The following is a 21,094-nucleotide window of genomic DNA, read 5'->3' on the forward strand; positions in this document are numbered from 1 at the left end:
GTCCACCTGCGTCCCAGCTGACCTCGTCACCTTCTACGACAGCATCGGCGACGTCACCTGGGCGGACGTCGGCGACGGCTACTTTCACATCACCGTGAGACCAGGCATGTAGCTGGACCCACGGTGATCGCACCACAGTTCATCAGGGCCGGCAGGACGGCCGGACGCTGAGCAGCTCGGTCCGCAGCACGGGCGTGCCGTCGACAGGCGCCGGGTCCTGCGTAGTTGGCTCGATGCCGCCAGCAGCGATCTTGTCGAGCGTCTTCAGGCCGGCGGTACCGACCGTGCCGAACACCGTGTAGTTCGGTCGCAGCGCGGAGTCTTCGTAGACGACGAAGAACTGCGAACCGTTCGTGTTCGGCCCGGCGTTGGCCATCGCCAGCACACCGCGCCCGTAAAGGCGACGGACGCCGGTCGGATCGCTCGGTGCCGGCGGCAGGTCCACCGGCAGCTCGTCCTTGTACTCGTACCCCGGCCCACCCTCACCGGTGCCGGTCGGATCGCCACACTGCAGGACCTTCAGCGTCGGATACGCCGTCAGCCGATGGCACACCGTACGGTCGTAGAACCGGTGCCGCGCCAGGTGCACGAAGCTCTGGACCGTGCACGGCGCCTTCGCCCGGTCCAGACGCAGCGGGAGCGGGCCCTGGCTGGTCGGGACAGCCATATCGACCGTGCCGTGGCTGGGGGTGTGCCGCGGATCGGGCGGGAGGGGAACCGGCCGCGCCGCCGGCTCGTCCGGGGTCTGGGTGTACTGGCAAGGACCGTGCGTGGTTCGCGGCGGGGCATCGGAAGCGGAGGCGGCGGTGCTGCCCCCGGACACGACCAACTCTGTGGCCGCCAATGCGGTCATGAGAGCCCGGTTCATCCTGCACACCCTCCAAAAGATCGCCAGACTTCGGAGCGGTCGCAGTCTAGAGCGCGGCCCGGCGGGCGAGAACCCGCCCGCAAGCCACATCCGCGTCCCAGCCTTCGCCCCGCGGCAGCAGGCCACTTCCTTCGGATGCGGCACAGCGTCGGCTGGCCGATCAGGGCGTCCACCCGGTGCACGACGGATGCTCCCCGAACCCGGTCGAGCGGCCTCCCCAGTCCACGCAGTGGCCCTCACCGAACGCTGCGTGCGCGTGCGGTGATCTCACCGGGGTGCCGCTGTTGAGACTGACGGTGCCGCTGCCGTCATCTCGGGTCACTCTGGTGGAAGGCGTCGCCGGTCGGCCAGCGTTCCGGCAGACCGAGAGCGGTGTGGACGGAGCGAATCGCGGGCTGGCGCTCGACCTGGATCCCAGCCAGTTGCGCGGTTGCCCAGGTAGGGAAGATAGGGGCAGGCAGCGAGGCGGGATCCGGGCTTTGCCAGAGAACGGGAGTGTTTTTCGTCCAGGTCCAGGGTGCTGGGTTGTTCACGACGAGCACGCCGCTGACACGGCTGTGGGCATGGTCGTAGGTGGCAGTCCAGTAGCCATCGGGCTTTCGGCTGAAGGTCGATCCGCTGTCGTAGGCGTACTCGACCGTACTCCCGTACAGCGCTCTCTCGATGTCCTCATCTTCGGGGAAGTCGGCTGCATGGCCTACCGCCACGATGAACGGCAGCTCCAGGTCACCATACTTCCCACCCTTGTGTGTGACGGCGTCGAGCACTCGCTCCGATCCGTCCTCGACCGACCATGCCGAGAGGTAGACGCCGATTGTCCTGCTGGATGGATTGCCACGTTTGCCTGGGCTGCGGGGGATCACTTGAAACCTGAGGCACCAGCCAGCCTCTTGCCAAGTGTGACTGGGAAGCGGCACCTTGCGCTCATGGTCGGCGATGACCTGGTCGGGGTCCAAGCTTTCAAGCCATCGCGTCAGCCCGGACTTCAGCCGTCTCTGTGGCGGCGTTGCCGTACCGGCGCTGTGGAGTTCGCACGATACGAAGAAATTCGGACTCGGCCAAGCGATCGATGGCATCGCTCAACTGCGGTGGGAGCGAGTAAGACCCAGCGTCACGCTTCTGAGCCTTCCAGATCGCCTCGACGACGAACTGCTCGTTGCCGCGCGTAACCAAGAAGTCGGGCTTATAGCCACCCGTTCCCGTCTGCCGCTCAACCTCCACGCTGCAACCTGAACCGAGCAACATCTGGTGCAGGTACAACTCCCACAGCGCGGAGTAGACGTTCGTGGCGGAGTTTCGATCCCGCAGTCGGCTGAGAAGGGCGGGTTGAGCCTGGTCAGGGAAGCGCGACCACCATTCGTTGATCACGTCCCGAACCTGGTCCCGAAGAACTCGGCCTGTGGCTCGGCCGCCCGCTTCGGCGCCGCATCCGTCCGATTCCGGCTCGCGTATACACCCATGACAGACGATCGTAGGTCGCTCCGCGGGCCATTCTCATTCCATTTCCACTGCGTCCCGACGACCGCAGGGCTCAACCGAGCCAGCCGTTCTCACACCTTCCGGGCCCCTGTTGAAGTGGCCGACCCGAGGAAGTGCCCACAGGCCGGTTTGGCCTCCACCGGGGGCACAGGTGCGAGATGCACGAGGCTCAGATCAAGACCGGCCGGCCGGGGGGGATCGCCGGAGCGCTCAGCCCTCGATGTGATAGCGGCTCTGGGACACGACGGCTTGGCGGATCTTGGTGGTGAAGTCGGCCGTACGGGCGATCCGGCCCACCCCGCCGACCTTGTTACGGCGCAGGACGCTCTTGAAGTTCTGCTCCAGCGTTCCTGCCATTCGGATCATCAAGTCATCGCCTGAGCTGGTCGAGATCGAGGTTGAGGAGGTCCCGCGGCGACGGCTGCCCTAGCCGTGTGAGGGTGTAGGCAGGCAGGATCGACGATGATGCGTCGACAGGCACGGTCTTCCACCCGGATCACAGAGTGTCGAGAACTCCTCGACCTTGGAAGCCCGCGCCTGTCACGTTCCCGGAACCCGCCGAGCCGACAGATCATCACGGGCGGGATGCTCTGCGACCACGCCGAAGCCTGTGCACAACTCCACTTCGAGGCGCTGGTCACAGCCACTCATTGATGGCTGCGACCAGCACTGTTGCTTCGTAGTGGACCGCGAGTTCACAGTCGTGTCTCGTGGCTACCGCGCGGTGACGCTTGAGGAGGTTGGTGCCGCACTCCACGGCGTGGCGCTCACGGTAGTCGGCCTTGTCGAACCCTTCGGTGCAAGAGACAGCCTGCGAGCAATTCTCTGCGAGAGCGGGCCATTGCTGCCCGTAAGTCCTGCTGGAGTCTGCTACACGGCTGCGATGGTGTAGCTGTTTCCGCCGGCACACTGCCACACGTTGGTATGGATCGCTGTAATGACCCACCCCGACGGGATCGGCGAGTTGTCACAGACACCCATGGGACTGACCGGCGTCTGGATGGTGTAGCTGTTTCCGCCGGCACACTGCCACACGTTGGTATGGATCGCTGTAATGACCCACCCCGACGGGATCGGCGAGTTGTCACAGACACCCATGGGACTGACCGGCGTCTGGATGGTGTAGCTGGAGCCGCCGCACTGCCAGGCGTTGGTGTTGATGGCTGTGATGACCCATCCCGACGGAACAGGTGAGGTGGAGCAGATGGTGGTGACGCTCGCGGGGTGCACGGTCGCGGGCGCGGCCTGCGCTGCGGAAGCCGTGGCCACGACTCCGCCGATGAGCAGGGCTAATACCGTCAAGAACTTTGCGAGTCTACCGCCGATGGTCTTCATTCAGTCTCCCTGTCTGTGCGTCATGCTCACTTGAGAAGGCGAACTGATCCCGATGGGCGCTGCACCGGCCCCTAGGAGTCCCGTGTGGATCAGCTGTCGGGCTGCACCAATGGTTGCGAAACAGGCGTTCGATGGTCCAGCTGTTCGGCGCTGGACCTAATAGTTGCGAAACCACCCAAAGGTCTGTCGCGTCCATGGCATCATCGCGGGCTCGGGGTTCATCAGAACGACTGGGGGTAACTGTGCTCGAACTCGGCTTCGGCGTAGCCGACATGGCGAATATCCGATTCGGCGTCTCGCCCATGGCCCATGTGATCTGCGGCGTCGCGGGAGCGGAGCACCCCTGCGTCGGCGCCTCGGTCAACCATGATCGCTGGTGGCGCCAAGTGAAGCGGCATGTGCCGTCCCAAGCCGCCCCGGTGTTCGAGCTCGTCAACGCCAGCTTCAAAGGCGTCCCCACGTTCATCCAGGAGACCGACAGCCAGCGGCTCACCGACGAACTCGACGCCATCCTCGCCGTTTCCGAAACCGATTTCTACGAAGACCTCGCCTTCTACGACGAGGAACCGGAACTACCACGCATCGTCGCCGAGCTGCGCGACGGAGGCACGCGACAGCTGCCGCGATTCACCAACAGCGTCTGGTTACTGTTCCAGGCCTGCATCGCTCCGCACTGGCCCGACATCCAGCGCCTCCTGCAGGCCGACATCGCGCACCGCGCGCGGACCGCGGCCGAAGCCGGGGCCGGCGCCATGCTGAATCAGGTACACCAGAAGCTTGCCTGGCGTGAAGAAGGCGCCCTCCAGTACATAACACCTGAATGGGACGCCAGCTTAAGTCTCGGCGGACGGGGGCTCGAACTGCGCCCCAACTTCTTCCTCCAGGACGGCATCGCAGCCGTCCCCACCGAACATGGCCCGACCACGCTGAATTACCCGATCGGCCCGCGGAGACCCGAACACCCGTCAACCCCACGAACGGACGGGTTGGCCTACCTCATCGGCTCCGCTCGGGCCCGAGCCCTGCGCGCGATCGGCCAGGGCTCCTGCACAACCGCCCAATTGGCCAAACGCCTCCGCATCACCGCCCCCTCCGCCTCCGCACATGCCACCGCCCTACGCACAGCCGGCGCGATCACAACGGAGCGTGAAGGGCGGCAAGTACGCCACGCTCTCACCCAACTAGGCCACGACCTGCTGCGCAGCAACCCGGCGGAACACCACGCAATCCCCCCACAAGGAGACGGGACTGTTTGACCTGCGCCCCATCTCCGAGCTTGCCGAGCAGACAGATCGTCACGAACCGGGCGACACACGACTACGCCGAAACCCTGGTTGTTTCCCTGTGACAACCGTGACGGCGTAGATGCAGGGAGGGCCTCGCGGATGAACGGGCCGATAGATCAACGGACCGCACTGCTCGTGCTCGTTGGTTGCGGCATCGTGTACGTCGCCTTCGAGCACCCGCCGTTCGGCACCGCCCTCGTCGTTGGTGTTGCCGTGGTGACACTGCTCCACCTTGTTATGCGAGGGCGCCAACCCTCATGCCGCTCAACTTCGACGGCGGGCGCTCACGGTCCGCGCCATGCCTATGAGGCTCCTGCGTCACCGCTGAGCGTCGCCCTGTGCCCCGCTTCGCACGGCCTCGCTACAGCCACGCGCGCCTCGCAGTCCGGAACAGCGAACCGGAATCCGGCAAGCGCCTGCCGTTCCTCCGCCGTGAAGGGATGGGTGGCGGCATCCGCGGGCGTGGGGAAGGGAATCTCGCTCAGACCTCTCGAAGCGTCCGCAGACCCGGTAGCCCGTCCCGATGGGGGTGGCGACCGCGGTGCGGCCGAGGTCGAGGCCGTCGGAGTAGAAGAGCCGGTGGGCGTGCAGACCTCGCAGCGAGCAAAAGCCGATGGCGAAGGTCCTGCCGGGCTCGCCTCGCCCCAGTCGGCGCGGTGGCAGGTGGCGGCCCGGGCCGTCCACAAGTAGAGCTGTCCAACCGGCATTTCGGCGATCTGCACGTGGATGCGTCCAGGGGCGGCGAACGCCTCATAGACGTTCCGCAGCGGGCAGGTGCCGACATCCCCGGATCGTGAAGAGGAGTTGCGGGCGGCGGATGTGGCGTCGGCGGCCCGGCTGACCAAGGCGCTTGGAGACCCGTTGCCGTGTTGCAGGCCGTTAGCCTGTCGGTATGTCAGAGCGTGTCATGCCCGGTCGCACGGACGGCCTGATCACCCTGGGTGCCGCGGACGCTCTGTGGGTCGATCTGACGGCCGGCAGTGCTGTGCCGACGGCTTCTGGGGCATTCACCTGCTCTCCTGCCCATGCCCAGGTGGGGTACGTCCTGCTCGGCGGCCAGGTGGTGGCGACGGTGAGGGCGAGCGGCGGTCAGTGGAGTGTTCGCGAGGTTGCAGTGCGCCGGGCGACCGCGGAACTGAACGCGGTGGGGATGGATCGGCAGGACCTGGTCCGCATCGGTCCGTTTCGTGGGGTGTCGCGGCAGGAGTGCACCGAGGAAACGCCGCTGCGTTGGCGCCGGCGCATCGCGGGGGAACTGCAGGAGCTGGGCGGCCCCGAGCGGGCAGCACGACGTGAAGTCGGCCGGCCGTACCATCTGGCGGGGATTGACTGGCGGCAGATGCTCGTTGAGCAGACCCGCGACGGGACGCAGCCGATGTGGTGGCTGCCGCGCGCTGTGGTCAGGCTGCTGGATGCGGCCGAGCACGCCGAAACGCAGTGGGTGCACGCCGCGCGGACCCGCCGGGCAAGCGCTGCCGACGCCGAGCCGCCCTCCCTCCCCCGGCAGGCCCGAGCCGCCGACGGCCGGCAGACGACGAGCCCCGAGGTCCCCACCGTCTCGCTGCGCCCATACAACGGGGAGTTGGAGGGCCGGCTGTACTCGGTGCTCAGCAGGAAGCCCGGTACCTCCCGCAGGGTGGCTGGTTGGGTGTGCGCCGTCTGCGGCACTGCGCCCGCCACCGTGCTCGACCATTGCCACGAACACGGCTACGTCCGCGCCCCCGTCTGCCAGTCCTGCAACACACAGGAACGCCCCGACCACCTGTACAGCAACGACATCCGCGTGGCAAACCACTACACACGCCTCTTCGACACCGACACCGACGACTGGCTGCGCCACTGGCACCGCTGCCCCGGCTGCCGCGCCCGCACCACCCTCCCGTTGCCGCACCTCGCCGCGTGGACCGCCCACATAGCCTGCCGGTCACTGCGCCCGACCCACCGCGCCTCCCGCGGGCGCAAGCCCTGCGGTGTCCTGCGCGTGTCCTGGACAGGCAGTCAGAACGCGCCCCGTTCCTGCCTGCTCACGGTCACCGTCGACTTCTGCCCCTCCGGCGAGCACCGCGTCCTGGCACAAGTCCCCTACCGCGAAGCCGCCGAGCGGTTTCGCGTCTGGTTGGCCGAGACAGCCCCTGCCGTGGCCGCCGCGGCCGGTCCTGACCGCTTGGACGGCCTCCCTGCCCAGTTCCGGCCAGTCATCGCGGACACCAGCGGCGAGGGCCTGGAACTGTTCTGAGCGGGCACCGGGAGACCTGACACCCCAACACCACCTCGCAGTTCCTGGCCCCCCCGACACGGTCACCCCGCACATCCCAGCGAAATGCGCAGCAGAGATACCTCGGACCCCGCTCCGCACTGATTTCCCAGATGAGAAGCGAGTGGGGACAGGAGCCGTGCGATCGTGCTCCTTCGCCGCTGCTCGCCTGCTCTCATGATCGCTCGGCGAGTACGACGACCGCGTCCTTCTCGGTCAGCACCAGCGGCTGTGTCCTGGACGGGTTGAGGAAGATCCCGTACTCGGGCGGCTCGTCGCCGCGGCGTGCCAGACGGTAGCCGATGGCTGTCTCTCCTCGACGACGTGCCGCCTCGATCACTGTGGCGAAGTTGGCCTCAGCTTCCGGAACGAGGTAGTCGGCCGCCGGCTTGAGGTAGATCTCCGAGCCCTCGGGATCCAAAAGGTCGGTGAAAACGGCGTACAGATGCCGGTTCTCCGTCAGTTGGGTCAGTACGAGGCTGATCACCTTGGTGCTGACGATGAAGTCGTCTGCCCTGGTGACCTGGGCGACCTCTCGGTTCGCGTCGTCATTCATCTCGGTGACGATCGAGTACGGGTACCCGAGGCGGTCTTGGATGTCGCGGAGGTGGAGCAGCGTCACCAGTGTCCGGTCGTCCGCCGGGCCTGGGCTGATGCTGTCGTCCGCGAGGACGACGACGTGCCGGTAGCCGCCCAGGTCCAGGGCCTTCAGCGATGATCGGCGAGTCGGCTCGCAGCGCTTGTGACCCACCGTGAGGTTCTCAAGGCCCTCCCGCACGCCCTGCGCCGGTGGCCGTGGCGAGGCGATGTCCAGAACCGAGCCCGGCTCCACAAAGCCGTCCAGGAGTTTGACGAGCTTCGGCGCACGGGAGTTGGTGCCGATCAGGAGAGTGCGGTCGGGTTCCGGCGGCGGGCCGAGGGCCGAAGTGATCGCTGATTCGACGATGGCCGGCGGGGTCTGGGCCAGCCGGATCACCAGGTCGTCCTCCGCAAGCAGGATCATCTGGTCGCCGGAGCCGATGACGGTGTCCATCGCGGGGTTGATCAATACCTTTCCGTTGCTTCGGCGCAGACCGACAGGGACTCCGAGGTCATAGGCATGAAGGGCCTCGCCGAAGGCCAACCCGACCAGAGCGGCCTCCTGTCGCATGTAGAACTCGTTACGGATGAAACTCAGCAATTCGTTGAAGACGGTGGACAGGCCCGTCTGCCGGTGGGCCTGCGCGACGAGGCGGACAGTGATGTCGTCGGCGTCGATGACCAGGGCGTTTTCACCTGCCGCCAGCCGAGCGGCGGCGACGTTCTCCGAATCCTGCACCGCAGCCACGACGGTGGGGCGCGTGCCGCTCCAGGTCCGGCTGTTCAGCAGCAGCAGGATCTTGATGACATTGATGTCGTTGTCGTCGCCGACCGGGGGCAGCACCATGATCGACTTGGCGGTGTCCGGGCTGACCAGTTCCAGGTCCGACCGCACGAGAGGGCTGCCCGAGCGGCAGATGACGCGGGTGTGGCCGGTGTCGGGGATCCGGGAGCGGATCGCGTCGTCCATGTCGACCTTGTCCTGGTCGGCGAGGACGACCACGCACGAGCGGCGCTCACTCTGGTTCGCCTCGACCAGCTCCGCGATCACCGTGAAGACCTGGTCCGACCAGCCCAGCACGATCGTGTGCCCACGCTCGATCAGCCGTGACCGGCCCTTGCGCAGCTCCTGGATCCGGTGATCCAGGCCCGTGGTCAGGACACCGATGAGCGCACTGACGATGAAGATCCCGCCGACGGTCACCGTCAGCATCAGGGCCAGGAACACCGGCCCGCCGGTGTCCGCCCCCATGGTGCCCGGGTCCAGGGCGCGCAGCAGACTCATCCACGCCACGCCCCGCCAGCCGCCGTTGCGTTCGGATTCGGTTCTGGTGAGCGTCACCACCAGGGTCGTGACCAGCACGATGAGCACAACCGAGGCAAGCGCGAGCCAACTGATCAGCGCCGGTGTTCCCCGGTCCATCGTGCCGTCGAACCAGTACCGAAACCGCTCCCGCAGTCTGCCGCGCCCCACCCCAGCTCCCTCACATTCCTCTTGCCGAGCCCGTTGCCCGGAGCCCGCACACTTCCTGGCACACCCGTGAGCAGCACAGTCGCAGGTGCTCAACCGCGCTCGCCCGCCCCGAGCAGGCCGCGGAGAAGATCGCTCGTACGCCCGCCGCCGCTGTGCCGGCGCCGTAGTCGGCCCCTCTTCCTCGAAGTGCACGGCCGGTTCAGTGCGTCACGACGAGCGGTGGGACCGCGCTCAGCCAGTGCCCTGGCAGACAACGTTTGCCGGTCAAGGAGCGGCGTCCGGTGCGTGCTCTGGGGTCCCCGGCAGAAGGCTGGAGGAGTGCCGGCCGGAAGCCGTACTCGATGGGCTGGGCGTACGTGGGCTTTCGGCCGGTGCGGCGAGTGGGGGTGCCCCCTCTGGGGGAGTGCCGGGCGTCGCGACGGGGCGAACGTTGCCTGTCGGGGCACTAGGTGCCGCGCGACCGCGCCCGCGCCGGGGCGGGCGCAGCGTTCCGCGTCCGGCCCTTGGCCGGCTGCGCGGTCAGGACCTTCAGCGCCACTACTGGGTGGAACAGTACGGCCGGCGAGGCCACCATGTTCACCACCCGCACGAATCTCGCCCACACGCCGGTGTCCCTCACCGCCACGTGAAGCAGACGCGCGTTGTACCAGTGCGCGAAACGCGCCGCGAGCGGCTGCCCCTCCGGGTTCCACATCAGGTCGCAGTTGGTGGAAAGTGTCCAGGGGCCAAGCACCAGGCGGCCCACCTTCTTCTGGAAACCGGCAGCGAGACCGTCCAGCTGCCCGGACGCGCCGCGCCGGGCCAGCATGCCCTGGAGCACTTCCGCCTCCACCGCGGCCATCGTCAGACCCTGGCCGTAGACGGGGTTGAACACGCAGACGGCGTCGCCGACGGCGACAAGCCGGTCCGGCCAGTTCTTGACCGCGTGGTAGAGCCGCCACTGGTTGTCGACGTTGGTGCAGCAACGGGTGTGCTCCTGCACGGTGCGCCGGCCGAGCTGCTGGGCCAGGCGCGGATTGTCCAGGCTCTCGGCGAACGCCAGGTAACCCGCGTCGTCGGTCGGCGGCTGATCCTGGAAGGCGAACAGCGAGCAGGTCCACCGGTTGCGCTCCACGGCGAGCAGGACCCCGGCCCGGGGCACGCCGGGAGCGAACAACATCTGGTAGGCGATGTGGAAGTCCGGATGGCCGGGGTCGCTCTTCTCCAGCTGGCCGAAGATCATCGACGTGAACGTGACTTTCGCCTTCACCGTGCGCGTCGGCGGCACGGTGACGCCCATCAAGCCCAGCCAGTGGGCCAGGGAGCTGGACCACCCGGAGGCGTCGACGACGAGATCGGCGGTGATCCCGATGGATTCCGCGCCCTGCGGCCGGCACGTCACCCCGCCCACCCGGCCCGACGGATTCCTGGTCAGGCCCGTGCACTGGGTGGACGCCATGAGTGCGACGCCGGGCAGCGCGAGCACCTTACGGCGCAGCCGGCGCTCCAGCTCGTGACGAGTGAAGCTCTGGATCCGCACACCCGTACGGTTGCGGGGTGCGAGCCCGACGGGCAGCAGGAAGTCGACGCCCTCCCCGTAGTCGAAAACCGGCGCCCCCGCCTGTCTCAACTCCTCGCGTATCCCCGGAAACAGCCGCTCCAGGATCTCCCCGCCACGCGCCAGCAGGGCATGCGCGTGGTGGCCCTGCGGGACGCCCGGATGCACGCCGGTGTCCACGTCCACGGCATCCCGCTCCACAAGGACGACCTCATCGAAGAAGCCCGCCAGCACCCGCGCGGTCACCAGCCCCGCGTAGCTGCCGCCGATGACAACAGCCCTGCCCCAAGGATGATCTGCTCCCATGCCATCTCCCACACGTGACCGGGCCAGCGCGTCCACGCCAAGTCAACGACACCGCTGAAGCGCCCGGCACCGGGCTCGGGAAGCACTCGGGTAGCGCGTTACAGCACAGGCCAGCTGGCAACCAGCGCTTGCACCACATCAAGGTGTGACTCACGGGCCACGGTGCCTTCCCCAAGTGCGCGGTGCAGCAGGGCCCACGTCGATCCGTCCCGGAGCTGCCGGCAGCTGCCGTCCACCCAGGCCGTGCGGATGGTGGGGTGGGCCGCAGCCGCCTGGTCGACCAAGTGGGTGCCGACGACGGAGTTTCGCACGCTCGCGACCGTGACCAGCACTGCGAGCAGCAGTCCGAGGGTATCGGTGACAATGCTTCGCTTGCGGCCCACGAACTCCCCGCCGCGTCCGTGCCCGGCCCGGTGGCCGGGACACTGGCGCAGGTCTTCGCGGCCTGGGCGTCGATCGTGAAGCTCACCCGGAACTCACCGGCCTGGTGTTCCATGCGAAGCGGCACACTGACCACGGTGAATTTGCCGAACGCGTTGTCTTTGGGATTCCCGTGCGACTGGTAGCGTCCGAACTGATGCTGATAGGCCGTCCACACCTTCGCGAGTGCGTCTGGTGGCAGCTGTTTGCGCATCGTCGCGTCGAAGTGGGCTGTGGCCGCGGCGAAGCTGCCATGCACGATGTCGTCGAGAGTCTCCAGGGCGAACCGGTCGCTCTGAGTCTCGGCCTGGCTCTAGCCGCGGCTGAGGCCCGTGACCTGCGCGGTGCCGGGGGCCTGCGCCGCGGCCGGCGCGGAATCGGCAGCCGACACCAGCGCGCTTGAGGTCAGCGCGGCCGTGACTACTGCCTGGACGACTCGCCTCTTGCTGCTGAACGGTGCTTCTTTCTCGGACACCAGGACCACGGCCTCCTGCAATTTGGTGGGTGCCGGGTAATTTCATCTTGCTCCATTCGCTCTTCCTTCGCATTGCAGGTGGGCTACGAGGGATTTTGGCAGCCTGCTCAAACGGAAGGGCGGGGTAGTAGGACTTCCCGGGATGGTGCTCGTCGGACAGGGAGCGAGCGATGGGCTGGAGGCAGGCGGCGCGGAGGAGGTTTCGGGGCGGTTCGCGGTGGCGGGAGTCAGGCCGCGGTGCGGGCCGGTTCGAGGCGAGGTGGACGTCCCGTCGGGACGGCTTGCGGTCGAGGCCGGCGGGCGAGCGGTGAGTGCCGTGCGGGTCGGGCGTCGTCGACGTGGGGCGCTGGCGGTCCTGCTGACTGCCGCTTTCATGGGGATCCTTGATGTGCTGATCGTGAACGTCGCGGCTCCGTCCATCCAGCGTGACCTTCGGGCAGGCTTCAGTGACATCCAGCTCGTCGTCAGCGGCTATGTGCTGGCGTATGCCGTCGCCCTGACGTCGGGAGGTCGGCTGGGTGATTCGCTGGGCAGACGACGGGTTTTCCTCACCGGGTTGCTGGCGTTCGTGGTGTGCAGCGCGGGATGCGCGCTGGCGCCGTCGGTCGGGGTGCTGATCGGACTGCGAGTCGCGCAGGGGCTGGCGGCGGCGCTGATGCTGCCGCAAGTGCTCTCCGTCATCCAGGATGTATTCCCTCGTCAGGAGCGGCCGCGGGCTCTGGCCCTGTACGGCGCGACGATGGGGATGGGGGCGGTGGTCGGACAGATCGTCGGTGGCGCGCTCATCCGCGCCGACGTACTTGGGCTGGGCTGGCGCTCGGTGTTCTGGGTGAACGTGCCGATCGGCCTCGCCGCGGCCGCCTGCGTCCCCTTCGTGCTCCCGCGCAGCCGGCCGGTGCGACGACCGGCGGACGCCCCCGGCCTGCTCCTCACCGCCGTGGCGATGCCCCTGTTCATCTACCCGCTGATCCGGGGCGGCGCTGGCGGATGGACGTGGTGGGTGTGGCCGGCGTTCGCCGGAGCGGCCCTGGCCCTGGCGGCGTTGTGGTCCGTCGAGCGGCGCCGGGAAAGCGCGGGCCGCGCACCGCTGATCGCTCCGTCGCTCTTCCACGGCAGGGGATTCACGACCGGGCTGGGAGCGGCGTTGGTTTTCTCCTGCGGCAACTACGGGCTGTTCCTGCTGCTGGCCTACGTCTTCCAGGAGGGACTGCACCTGTCGCCGCTCGCGTCGGGGGTGGGCTTTCTGCCGCTGGGGCTGGGCTTCGCAGCGGCCTCGCTCGCCGGACGACGGCCGGCTGTCCGGCACGGAAACCGTCTCCTCACGTCGGGCGCGGGCACGATGGTCCTCGGTTATCTGGTCCTGGCGGCCACCCTGGCCCGGGGTCCGGCCGCTTCCGCCGGCATGCAGGCCCTGGCCATGGCACCGGCGTTGCTGATCGAGGGAGTGGGTCAGGGGCTGGTCGCGGCCCCGCTGATCGGGGTCATCCTCGCCACGGTGCCACCCGACGAGGCGGGATCGGCCTCCGGAGTCGTCCTGACGATCAATCAGCTCGCCAGCTCCCTCGGCGTGGCCGCATTCGGTGCGCTCTTCGTCGCGCTCCTCGGCGCCGATCCCCAGCAGACATCCGCCCGCCTCACGGCCCACGACTTCACCGACGCCCTGCTGGGATGCGCGTGGGCCTTTCTGGCGCTGGCGGTGGCCACCGGCCTGCTGGCCTGGCGCCTGCCTCCTCCCGCACAGCCTGCCACGGACACCACACGCTGAAGCGGCCGCCACCCCAACGGGCGCACATGGCGGCCAAGCGGCAAGGGAACACTGACATCTGCCCCCCACCCGCCGCCCCGACCACGAGGCGCAGCCCCCTCCATGACCGCCCAACCCACCGCACCGCGGACCGGAATCTCCGAGCGGGCACACCGTCGCTGGGTCCTGGCGGCGATGAGCGGCGCTCTGGCGATGACCTTCATCGACGAGACCGGCGTCGGCGTGGCCCTGGCGGTCATCCACCGCGAACTGCACACCAGCCGGGCGGGCACGCACTGGGTGATGAACGCCTACATGCTCACGCTCGCCGCCCTCGTGGCCGCCGGCGGCCGCCTCTCCGACCTCTACGGCCGCCGCCGCACCTTCGCCGCCGGCCTGACCGTCTTCGGTCTCGGCTCACTGCTCTGCGCCACGGCCCCGGGGCTGACCTGGCTGATCACCTGGCGGGCCGTGCAAGGGTGCGGCGCGGCCCTGCTCATCCCCACCGCACTGGCGATCGTCTCGCAGACCTTCCCACCCGCCGAACGCGGCCGCGCCGTCGGCGCCTACATCGGCGCCGCCAGCGTCTTCTACGTCATCGGCCCAGTGCTCACCGGAGCCCTGGTCGACCAGATCAGCTGGCGGGCCGTCTTCTGGATCAACGTGCCGATCGCCTGCGCGGTCGGCGTCATCGTCGCCGCCGTCATCCCTCGTGACATTCGGTCCCCGCGCCGCGAGCGCCTGGACCTGCCCGGTCTTGCCACGAGCGCGGCGGGACTCGCCGCGCTCGTGATCGCCCTGATGCAGGGCCCCTCCTGGGGCTGGTCGTCGCTGCCGACCGTGCTGCTGTACGTCGCCGCAGTGGTACTGTCCGCCGCCTTCACCCTCACCGAACTTCGCCGCCCGGCGCCCCTGTTCAACCTGGCGATCCTGCGCGATACCGTCTTCGCCGGCGCGGTCGCCATGGTCTTCCTGGTGTACGTGGTCTACCTCGGCCTGATCGTCTTCGCGCCCTTGTTCCTGCAACACGAAGCCGGGCTACGACCGCTCATGGCCGGCCTGGCCCTCGCCGTGGCACTCGGCCCGATCATCGCCGTCGCCCCGCTCACCGGTCGCGTCGTCGACCGCGCCGGACCCCGCCGCCCGGCCCTGATCACCGGCCTCACCGCGATCGCCGCCTTCTCCTGGCTCGCCATCGCCGCCCCTGCCCGCTCCCTCCCGTGGACCGTCCCCGCACTGCTGCTGTACGGGATCTCTGTCCCCGCCGTGTACAACTGCGCCGTCACCGCCGCGCAAAACCGAGTAACGGATGAACAACGCGGCCAAGCTTCCGGCATCATCACCAGCGCCGCCCAGACGGGCGCCACCATCGGCGTCGCAGTCATCGGCGCGGTCGTTGCCCCCGTCTCGGACTCGGCCGACTACACCACCACCGGCTTCCAGGCGGGCTTCACCACCTGCGCCGGCTTCTCAGCGCTCCTCGCCCTTCTCGCCCTGGCCCTGCCGCGCACACCCTCGCCGTGACCCGGCAACCACTGACGGCGATCCCCTACGCCGAGGCGCGCCATGGCCGACCTCGAAGCTCAGGCAACTCCTAGACGAATGAGTCCGATGTCTGGGCTGGCTCGGACAGCATGTCGCTGACGGACGCAGGCACATACCTCGGCATGCCCCCGTCCTGGATCAGTGCCTGGGGCAGGTTCCGCCCCCTGGAAGAACGGCTCTACGGGCGTCGAGCAGATCTGCCCGTGCTTGTTCCAGCGCCTCGCCGAACACGTTGCCCAGCAGTCGCCCACGGACTACTACGACCGACGGCAGCGCTTTGCCAACTGGACACCCCCCGCATCGGACATACAGGAGATCATCGAGAGCTACACGGGCCGGAGCCGACGCATCGCCGCTGGCTCGCGGAACGGCGAACGCCTCGGTTCCAGAACCCGGTCGGTACCAAGCATGTGGTCGTGATCCGCATGGGCTGTCCCGACACCGTCGGCACGACCCTGCCCCTGACCTCGTCCTGCAACTGAGCTGTGGGGCGCAGCCGGCTGGACGGGGAACGCCTCCGACGGCAAGACCTGACTCGACTGCGGTCGGGCACGCGCAGGAGGGCGTCGAACCAGGACATCTCGGTGAGGCCGCAGGAACGGAGTCCTCCAGCCGCCCGTGACGTTCACCACGGCCAGGTTCGACTCCGCCGTCGGCGCGTTCAGGGCCACGCCTCACTCCACGGATCTCGTATCGCGGCGTCGGCCGTGCCGCGGTCGGCGAGGAGCCGTGCGAGGCGGCCTCCACTGCTCGTCGAGCGATGCCCGCGGATCGGTCGTGACGAGATCGATCGAGCGCACCCCCGATTGGCAGAACGCCTTCCGCGCACCCACGCCTGGCAGAACGCTTCACACCGGATCGCGTGCTGCTACGAACGGCGGGTCACCGTCATCGAAGCCGCCTTCGACCTCACCGACGCGATCATCACCGTCGGCGCCTGATCCACCGAGCCTGGACCATCCACCGCTGCGACGCACGCCCACGACACCGACCATCACCGGTCGCCCGTTTGCGCGGCCGGTCGTACGTGCCTAGCGAGTCACAGTTGAGTAACGCCCACCCCGAAGATGGTATGTGATATTGCACATGCCACATGATGCCTCCATGACAAAAGCTAGAGCCCTGTTATCGGTCGTCGCCGTCATCGGCGGAGTCTGCGCGGGTATCACCCCTGCTTCGGCTTCCTCGGCTGCGCCAGAGGGCACGGGGCAGGGAAAACTCATCTGGAGTTCCTGTAACGATGCGACCACTCCTGCGCTGCAGTGCGCCATGCTCGAAGTGCCGCTGGACTACACACAGCCGAACGGCGCCAAAATCAAGATCAAGGTGAACCGGCTCCCGGCCACCGCGCCCGAGAGCAAACGGCAGGGGCCCATCCTGCTGAATCCCGGCGGCCCCGGCGACTCCGGTCTGTGGATGCCCGCTTACGTCTCCGGAAAGATTCCCCAGGCCGTGGCCTCGACCTACGACTGGATCGGCTTCGACCCCCGCGGCACCAACGCCAGCGAACCCCACGTCACCTGCGACGCACACTACTTCGACGCCGAGCGGCCGGACTACCAGGTCAGCCAGGGCACGTCGCAGGCATGGCTGGAGAGGTCGGCCGCGTACGCCGCCGACTGCGCCGCGAACTGGAGCTGGTTCCTGCCGCACATGACCACCGTCGACAACGCGCGCGACATGGACAGCATCCGGCGGGCGCTCGGCGTCCAGAAGATCAACTTCTACGGAGGCTCGTGGGGCACCTCGCTGGGCTCGACGTACGGCCAGCTCTTCCCTTCGCACGTGCGCCGGATGGTGCTCGACAGCATCGTCGGGCCCACCATCAGCTGGTACGACCACAACATCCTGCAGGACAAGGAACACCAGCGCCGGTTCGACGCCTTCGCGGCGTGGACCGCCAAGGCCGACTCGGTCTACCACCTGGGCACGGACGCTTCCACTGTGGAGCAGAAGTACTACCAGGTCGAAGCCGCGTTGCGTACCAGCCCGGTAGCCGCCGCGCCGGCCCCCGGCAAGATCGGCCCCGCAGAGTTCGAGGACACCTTCTACGGTGGCGGCTACAACTTCCTGCGCTGGCCGCAGATGGCCACCGTGCTGTCGGCCTACCTCACCAAGAACGACACCCGCCCGCTGCAGAGCGCCTATAATCGCTATGCCGCCCCGGGTGCCGACGACGGCACCTTCCCGGCGTACAACGCGGTCCAGTGCACCGAGAACAACTGGCCGCGCGACTGGGAGTTCTGGAAGAGGGACCAGGCAACGGTCAACGCCGTCGCACCCTTCTATACCTACAACAACATGTGGTACAACGCCTCCTGCATGTTCTGGCCCTACCAGGGCAACCCGGCCGGCCGGCTGAAGATCACCGACAAGGGCCTGCCGCCGGTCCTGCTCTTCCAGGCCACAGAGGACGCCGCCACCCCTTACTCGGGTGCCCTCGCCATGCACAAGGCACTGCCCGGATCCAAGCTGGTCGTCCAGAACGGCGGCAGCTTCCACGAAATCCTCTTCCACGGCAACGCCTGCCTGGACGACACCTTCACCGACTACCTGCGAGACGGCCGCCTCCCCGCAGGCAAAGGCGTCATCGCCAAGACGTGCGCACCCGAACCCGACCCCACCCCGGTCTATGTGACACCGCCCCCCGCCACCGTGAAAGCCGAGCCCGCCCTGCCAGTCACAGACCCCCAGGCCATCCACGGCGCCAGGTAGCGCAACGCAATCGCACCTACAGTGGTGCCAGCAACTTAGGCAGGTCACTGTCCGTGTTGGTCCCCGTTCGACTGTCAGTCCGGTGCTCTGCCGACAGCAGCGAAGCTCCTCGGCTACGACTGGTGATTGTCGAGGTCAACCAGGTAGGCGAGGAGCATCGTTGGCTGGTCATGGTGCCATGGGCCCGGGCTGGTCTTCCAGCATGGGCCAGTTGTTGAACGGCGTCGGGGGTGGCGTACTGGCCAGCGACGTTTCCGGCGCTGCCGTCGCGGCTGGGTAACTACTACGTTCTGGCGTTATGCCCGTTTAGCGCCGCAGGCTACGGGAGCGTGATCGCCAAAGTGGTCGCGGGGTGTAGGGGCGGGCTCGGGCCGCGGGCTGGTGCCTTCCGTCAACGACGGCACTGACCAAACCGCGTCGCCGTCTGGGGGCGGCTCCGTTCGAGCTGCTGTTCCGGCGCCTTTCGGGCTCGTCAGTGTGCCGCAGTACACCGTGGTCGCACGCGTTCGGGCTCGCAGGCCGAGTACATCGTTCTCGACGCGGACGCGGTCGCCGCCGTGCCGCACGGAACGGACCTGATGACCGCGGCAGCCGAACGGTTGGCGGCAGCGCGGTACAGCTCGTCGCGAGCGCCGGCGTACGGGTCGTAGCAGTGGCGGGTCCGGCGCGGCTCCAGTGCCACCGTCGCGGATCGGTCGACGAGGCCCTTACTCGCCGCGGTCACCGGGCCCGTACGCGCCGACCTCGGTGGTGAGTGCCGCCGCGCCGTCCAGTTGGCGTTGCTCTAGCCGGTCTCGTCGAGTAGCAGGCAGTGAAGAGGATCGATCGCAACGAGCAGCGAGCCGAGGAGCGTTGACCCGGCAGGGTGTCTCGCCGCTCGATCAGGTGGTTTGCCGCGTAGCGCCAGCGGTAGGGGGATGTGGGCTAGGGCCGCCTCGACGCAGTGCGCCGACTCAGATATCGAGCTCCGTCAAACAAGTACTCGTCCGCTAAGGCTTGTTCCGCAGACTGCCTGCTCAGGGCCTGATGGCGTGATCAACGCCGCTGCGTTATGGCGTAAGCGCGCAGGTCAAGGGGGTTGAACGAGGCAATGGGACGCCTGTAGATCACAACGATCGGCGAAGAAAGTCGATCACAAGCACAGGGGTCCCGTTGCAGGAGAAGTCTGTCATCACACGGGTGGTCGCGGTAGCGGCGCGGGTGTTCACGCCGGGGCACCCGGGAGAGCTGCCCCAGGTCGTGGACTTCGCGCTGGTGGATGCGGTGCTGGCCAAGACCAAAGCGGTGCAACGCCGGATACGGCTGCTGCCCGCGCGGGTCGTGGTGTACTTCGTCCTCGCGCTGGCGCTGTTCGAGGATTGCGGCTACCGGGCCGTGTGGGACAAGCTCACCGCGGGCCTGGCCGGGCTCGCCCCGGTGCGCCCGCAGTCCTCCTCGCTCTCACGAGCCCGCCGCCGGCTGGGATTGAAGCCGCTGCGGGCCCTGTTCGAGGTACGTTCCTCCGCCCGTCGCCGCCCCACCATCTGGCGGCGGCTGTCCGACGGCTCCTATCTGACCCGCTTGTCCGCCCCCTTATCGGGCCAGGCGCGGCTACGGAATACTGACCCTCCGCGTGATCGAGGCGTGGATCACCGTCACCCTGGCCGACGGGACCGTCCGCCGGGAGCAGTGGCGGCTGGTCACCAGCCTCACGGACCCGGCCCGTCACCCCGCCGACCGCCTCATGACACAGCCCCTATGAGCGGGGTCCTGACTGTAGCTGTCTGACCAGGTGGAAGACTTCCCAGGCCGCGTAGCGTTTGACGCATCGGACGATTTCGCGCCAGGTCTTGCCCTCCTTGATCCGGCGCGCTCGACAGGACCGACCCCGCACAGCGCAGCGAAGGACGCCTCACTGTCCAGGCGTTCCAGGTTGTCCCCCATCGTGATCAGCAAGGCGACGGCCGTGTCCGGACCGATCCCCACCACGTCCAGCAGCTGCGGGGCATGACACTTGACGAGGCGGGTCAGACGAGCGCCCACATGGCGGATCTGCTCGGAGAGCTGGCCGATCCGGTGGGCCAGCAGACCCAGCGTGATCCGAGTGGCCTGCAGCACCGCCTCGTCACCGACCTCCTCGTGACCGCTCACGTCGGTGAACCGCCCGCAGGTGCGGAAGAGTTCGGCATCGCCCAGTCCCCGATCTGCACTGGCCCGTCGCCCGCTTTCGCCCGGGCGCGGGCCCGCCCGCTCAGCACGGCTCGCGCCGCGTTCTGGGCATCGAGCGGATCCGATTTACCGCGCCGACGACGATCTGCCCGGTCCATCCGAATCACGTCGAACACCTCTAAGCCCTGGGCCAGCAGATAGCGGGACAGAGACGCCCCGTAGGAACCAGTCCCCTCCACCCCGGCCCGCATCACGGCTCCCCACTTTCTGGCCGGCTTCAGCAGATCGCGGTATCCCGCCGCGGTGGCCGGGAACTCGCCGGTGGCAAGCACCGTCCCCATCACTCTGGACATGCCCATCCCCCTTCCGGTCCGGTGGCACGTCGCGTTGCCGGCACCGGGCCACGGCAGGCGGTCAGAATCGTGTGGACGCACAACAACAATCGGCAGGCCCCTATCGGGACACGCTCCGCCGGCCCGGCACCGACAAAAAGCGTCCTCAGATCCGGTAGCCCATCCCGATGAGGGTGGCGACCACGGTGGGCCGAGTTCGAGGCCGTCGGGGTAGAAGAGCCGGTGAGCGTAGCGGACCTCGCAGCCAAGACCGATGGCGAAGGTCTTGCCGGGCTCACCCCAGATTGCGGCCCGGGCGGTCCACAAGTAGAGCTGTCCGTCCGGCATTTCGGCGCTGCACGTGGATGCGTCCTGGGGCAGCGAACGCCTCATAAACGTTCCACAGCGGGCAGGTGCCGCCGGAGTGGGAGAAGTGGAAGCCGGTTGTCAACGATGACGTGTGCGCATTGAACTGCACGAGCCTGAGCCCTAGCAGCAGTCTGTGGCTGTCCTCGCCATCGCTGACTAAAAGAAGGTCTTGGGGCTCACCGAGTGACACGCGTGGGGTGGCCTGAAGGAGCCGCCCCACGCAGTCGC

The 21,094-nt window shown here is 67.9% G+C and carries 16 protein-coding genes and 6 pseudogenes; 8 read left to right on the forward strand and 14 right to left on the reverse strand.

Features of this window, described 5'->3' with window-relative positions; translation table 11 throughout:
* Positions 1-142: 142 nt before the first annotated feature.
* The 5 genes from M878_RS57895 to M878_RS97390 form a co-directional block, all read right to left on the reverse strand.
* Entirely contained in the window at positions 143-868 is a 726-nt protein-coding gene (locus tag M878_RS57895; protein WP_031224505.1) for a peptidylprolyl isomerase, read from the reverse strand.
* Between the two features lie 308 nt (positions 869-1,176).
* Positions 1,177-1,824: a hypothetical protein gene (locus M878_RS99600; RefSeq protein ID WP_245238061.1), complete on the reverse strand. Its 648-nt coding sequence runs from the start codon at positions 1,822-1,824 to the stop codon at positions 1,177-1,179.
* 4 nt (positions 1,825-1,828) lie between these two features.
* Positions 1,829-2,236 (reverse strand): hypothetical protein, encoded by a 408-nt coding sequence (locus M878_RS99605; protein WP_023545665.1) that lies wholly within the window; start codon positions 2,234-2,236, stop codon positions 1,829-1,831.
* 321 nt (positions 2,237-2,557) lie between these two features.
* Positions 2,558-2,704 carry a hypothetical protein gene (locus M878_RS99610; protein ID WP_023545666.1) on the reverse strand — a complete coding sequence of 49 codons (147 nt, stop codon included), beginning with the start codon at positions 2,702-2,704 and terminating at the stop codon, positions 2,558-2,560.
* Positions 2,705-3,217: 513 nt separating this feature from the next.
* Positions 3,218-3,682: a hypothetical protein gene (locus M878_RS97390; RefSeq protein ID WP_023545667.1), complete on the reverse strand. Its 465-nt coding sequence runs from the start codon at positions 3,680-3,682 to the stop codon at positions 3,218-3,220.
* A 242-nt stretch (positions 3,683-3,924) separates the two neighbouring features.
* Between M878_RS97390 and M878_RS57910 the strand changes: the two genes are divergently transcribed.
* Positions 3,925-4,938 carry an ArsR/SmtB family transcription factor gene (locus M878_RS57910; protein ID WP_023545668.1) on the forward strand — a complete coding sequence of 338 codons (1,014 nt, stop codon included), beginning with the start codon at positions 3,925-3,927 and terminating at the stop codon, positions 4,936-4,938.
* 348 nt (positions 4,939-5,286) lie between these two features.
* Here M878_RS57910 and M878_RS99615 read toward each other — a convergent pair.
* A pseudogene (locus M878_RS99615) lies at positions 5,287-5,765 on the reverse strand (short-chain fatty acyl-CoA regulator family protein); the annotation flags it as partial.
* A 95-nt stretch (positions 5,766-5,860) separates the two neighbouring features.
* Here M878_RS99615 and M878_RS57915 point away from each other — a divergent pair.
* The gene (locus M878_RS57915) at positions 5,861-7,204 is read left to right on the forward strand and encodes an endonuclease domain-containing protein (protein WP_031224507.1); all 1,344 of its coding nucleotides are present in this window, start codon (positions 5,861-5,863) and stop codon (positions 7,202-7,204) included.
* A gap of 193 nt (positions 7,205-7,397) precedes the next feature.
* Here M878_RS57915 and M878_RS57920 read toward each other — a convergent pair whose 3' ends face one another.
* From M878_RS57920 to M878_RS57930, 5 genes and pseudogenes are all read right to left on the reverse strand, one after another.
* Entirely contained in the window at positions 7,398-9,275 is a 1,878-nt protein-coding gene (locus tag M878_RS57920) for a CASTOR/POLLUX-related putative ion channel (RefSeq protein WP_023545670.1), read from the reverse strand.
* Between the two features lie 445 nt (positions 9,276-9,720).
* Positions 9,721-11,118 (reverse strand): FAD-dependent oxidoreductase, encoded by a 1,398-nt coding sequence (locus tag M878_RS47305; RefSeq protein ID WP_106962682.1) that lies wholly within the window; start codon positions 11,116-11,118, stop codon positions 9,721-9,723.
* Between the two features lie 215 nt (positions 11,119-11,333).
* Positions 11,334-11,575 (reverse strand): annotated as a pseudogene (locus M878_RS000000101355) (transposase); the annotation flags it as partial.
* A gap of 51 nt (positions 11,576-11,626) precedes the next feature.
* Positions 11,627-11,752, reverse strand: a pseudogene (locus M878_RS000000101780) (hypothetical protein); the annotation flags it as partial.
* Between the two features lie 99 nt (positions 11,753-11,851).
* On the reverse strand, positions 11,852-12,013 hold the full coding sequence (locus M878_RS57930; protein WP_158692661.1) for a hypothetical protein: 162 nt from the start codon (positions 12,011-12,013) through the stop codon (positions 11,852-11,854).
* Between the two features lie 142 nt (positions 12,014-12,155).
* On the opposite strand from M878_RS57930, the gene M878_RS57935 reads away from it, so the two are divergent.
* The 6 genes and pseudogenes from M878_RS57935 to M878_RS000000101020 all read left to right on the forward strand — a co-directional run bounded on the left by M878_RS57935 (position 12,156) and on the right by M878_RS000000101020 (position 19,758).
* The gene (locus tag M878_RS57935) at positions 12,156-13,778 is read left to right on the forward strand and encodes an MFS transporter (RefSeq protein WP_078630220.1); all 1,623 of its coding nucleotides are present in this window, start codon (positions 12,156-12,158) and stop codon (positions 13,776-13,778) included.
* Positions 13,779-13,880: 102 nt separating this feature from the next.
* A complete protein-coding gene (locus tag M878_RS57940) occupies positions 13,881-15,281 on the forward strand; it encodes an MFS transporter (protein WP_078630221.1) in 1,401 nt (466 codons plus the stop codon).
* 845 nt (positions 15,282-16,126) lie between these two features.
* Positions 16,127-16,296: pseudogene (locus M878_RS99625) on the forward strand (IS5/IS1182 family transposase); the annotation flags it as partial.
* Between the two features lie 275 nt (positions 16,297-16,571).
* Positions 16,572-18,017, forward strand: a complete 1,446-nt coding sequence (locus M878_RS57945; protein ID WP_023545677.1) for an alpha/beta hydrolase — start codon at positions 16,572-16,574, stop codon at positions 18,015-18,017.
* Between the two features lie 1,200 nt (positions 18,018-19,217).
* Positions 19,218-19,496, forward strand: a pseudogene (locus M878_RS000000101015) (transposase domain-containing protein); the annotation flags it as partial.
* Positions 19,497-19,629: 133 nt separating this feature from the next.
* Positions 19,630-19,758, forward strand: a complete 129-nt coding sequence (locus M878_RS000000101020; RefSeq protein ID WP_023545678.1) for a hypothetical protein — start codon at positions 19,630-19,632, stop codon at positions 19,756-19,758.
* Here M878_RS000000101020 and M878_RS99635 read toward each other — a convergent pair.
* The 3 genes and pseudogenes from M878_RS99635 to M878_RS93875 form a co-directional block, all read right to left on the reverse strand.
* On the reverse strand, positions 19,722-19,940 hold the full coding sequence (locus M878_RS99635) for a hypothetical protein (protein ID WP_245238376.1): 219 nt from the start codon (positions 19,938-19,940) through the stop codon (positions 19,722-19,724). The genes M878_RS000000101020 and M878_RS99635 overlap by 37 nt on opposite strands.
* Positions 19,941-20,143: 203 nt before the next feature.
* Entirely contained in the window at positions 20,144-20,518 is a 375-nt protein-coding gene (locus M878_RS99640) for an IS110 family transposase (RefSeq protein ID WP_245238377.1), read from the reverse strand.
* A gap of 36 nt (positions 20,519-20,554) precedes the next feature.
* Positions 20,555-20,942: pseudogene (locus tag M878_RS93875) on the reverse strand (short-chain fatty acyl-CoA regulator family protein); the annotation flags it as partial.
* Positions 20,943-21,094 lie beyond the last annotated feature (152 nt).

This window comes from Streptomyces roseochromogenus subsp. oscitans DS 12.976, from assembly GCF_000497445.1.
GTDB lineage: Bacteria > Actinomycetota > Actinomycetes > Streptomycetales > Streptomycetaceae > Streptomyces > Streptomyces oscitans.

What these genes read in the sequence shown, in the direction of transcription:
- M878_RS57945 (WP_023545677.1), top strand. Translation starts at nt 16,572, where the DNA reads ATGCTCGAAGTGCCGCTGGACTACACACAGCCGAACGGCGCCAAAATC.
- M878_RS97390 (WP_023545667.1), bottom strand. Translation starts at nt 3,682, where the DNA reads ATGAAGACCATCGGCGGTAGACTCGCAAAGTTCTTGACGGTATTAGCC.
- M878_RS57940 (WP_078630221.1), top strand. Translation starts at nt 13,881, where the DNA reads ATGACCGCCCAACCCACCGCACCGCGGACCGGAATCTCCGAGCGGGCA.
- M878_RS57935 (WP_078630220.1), top strand. Translation starts at nt 12,156, where the DNA reads ATGGTGCTCGTCGGACAGGGAGCGAGCGATGGGCTGGAGGCAGGCGGC.
- M878_RS57895 (WP_031224505.1), bottom strand. Translation starts at nt 868, where the DNA reads ATGAACCGGGCTCTCATGACCGCATTGGCGGCCACAGAGTTGGTCGTG.
- M878_RS99640 (WP_245238377.1), bottom strand. Translation starts at nt 20,518, where the DNA reads ATGTCCAGAGTGATGGGGACGGTGCTTGCCACCGGCGAGTTCCCGGCC.
- M878_RS47305 (WP_106962682.1), bottom strand. Translation starts at nt 11,118, where the DNA reads ATGGGAGCAGATCATCCTTGGGGCAGGGCTGTTGTCATCGGCGGCAGC.
- M878_RS99635 (WP_245238376.1), bottom strand. Translation starts at nt 19,940, where the DNA reads ATGGGGGACAACCTGGAACGCCTGGACAGTGAGGCGTCCTTCGCTGCG.
- M878_RS57915 (WP_031224507.1), top strand. Translation starts at nt 5,861, where the DNA reads ATGTCAGAGCGTGTCATGCCCGGTCGCACGGACGGCCTGATCACCCTG.
- M878_RS99610 (WP_023545666.1), bottom strand. Translation starts at nt 2,704, where the DNA reads ATGGCAGGAACGCTGGAGCAGAACTTCAAGAGCGTCCTGCGCCGTAAC.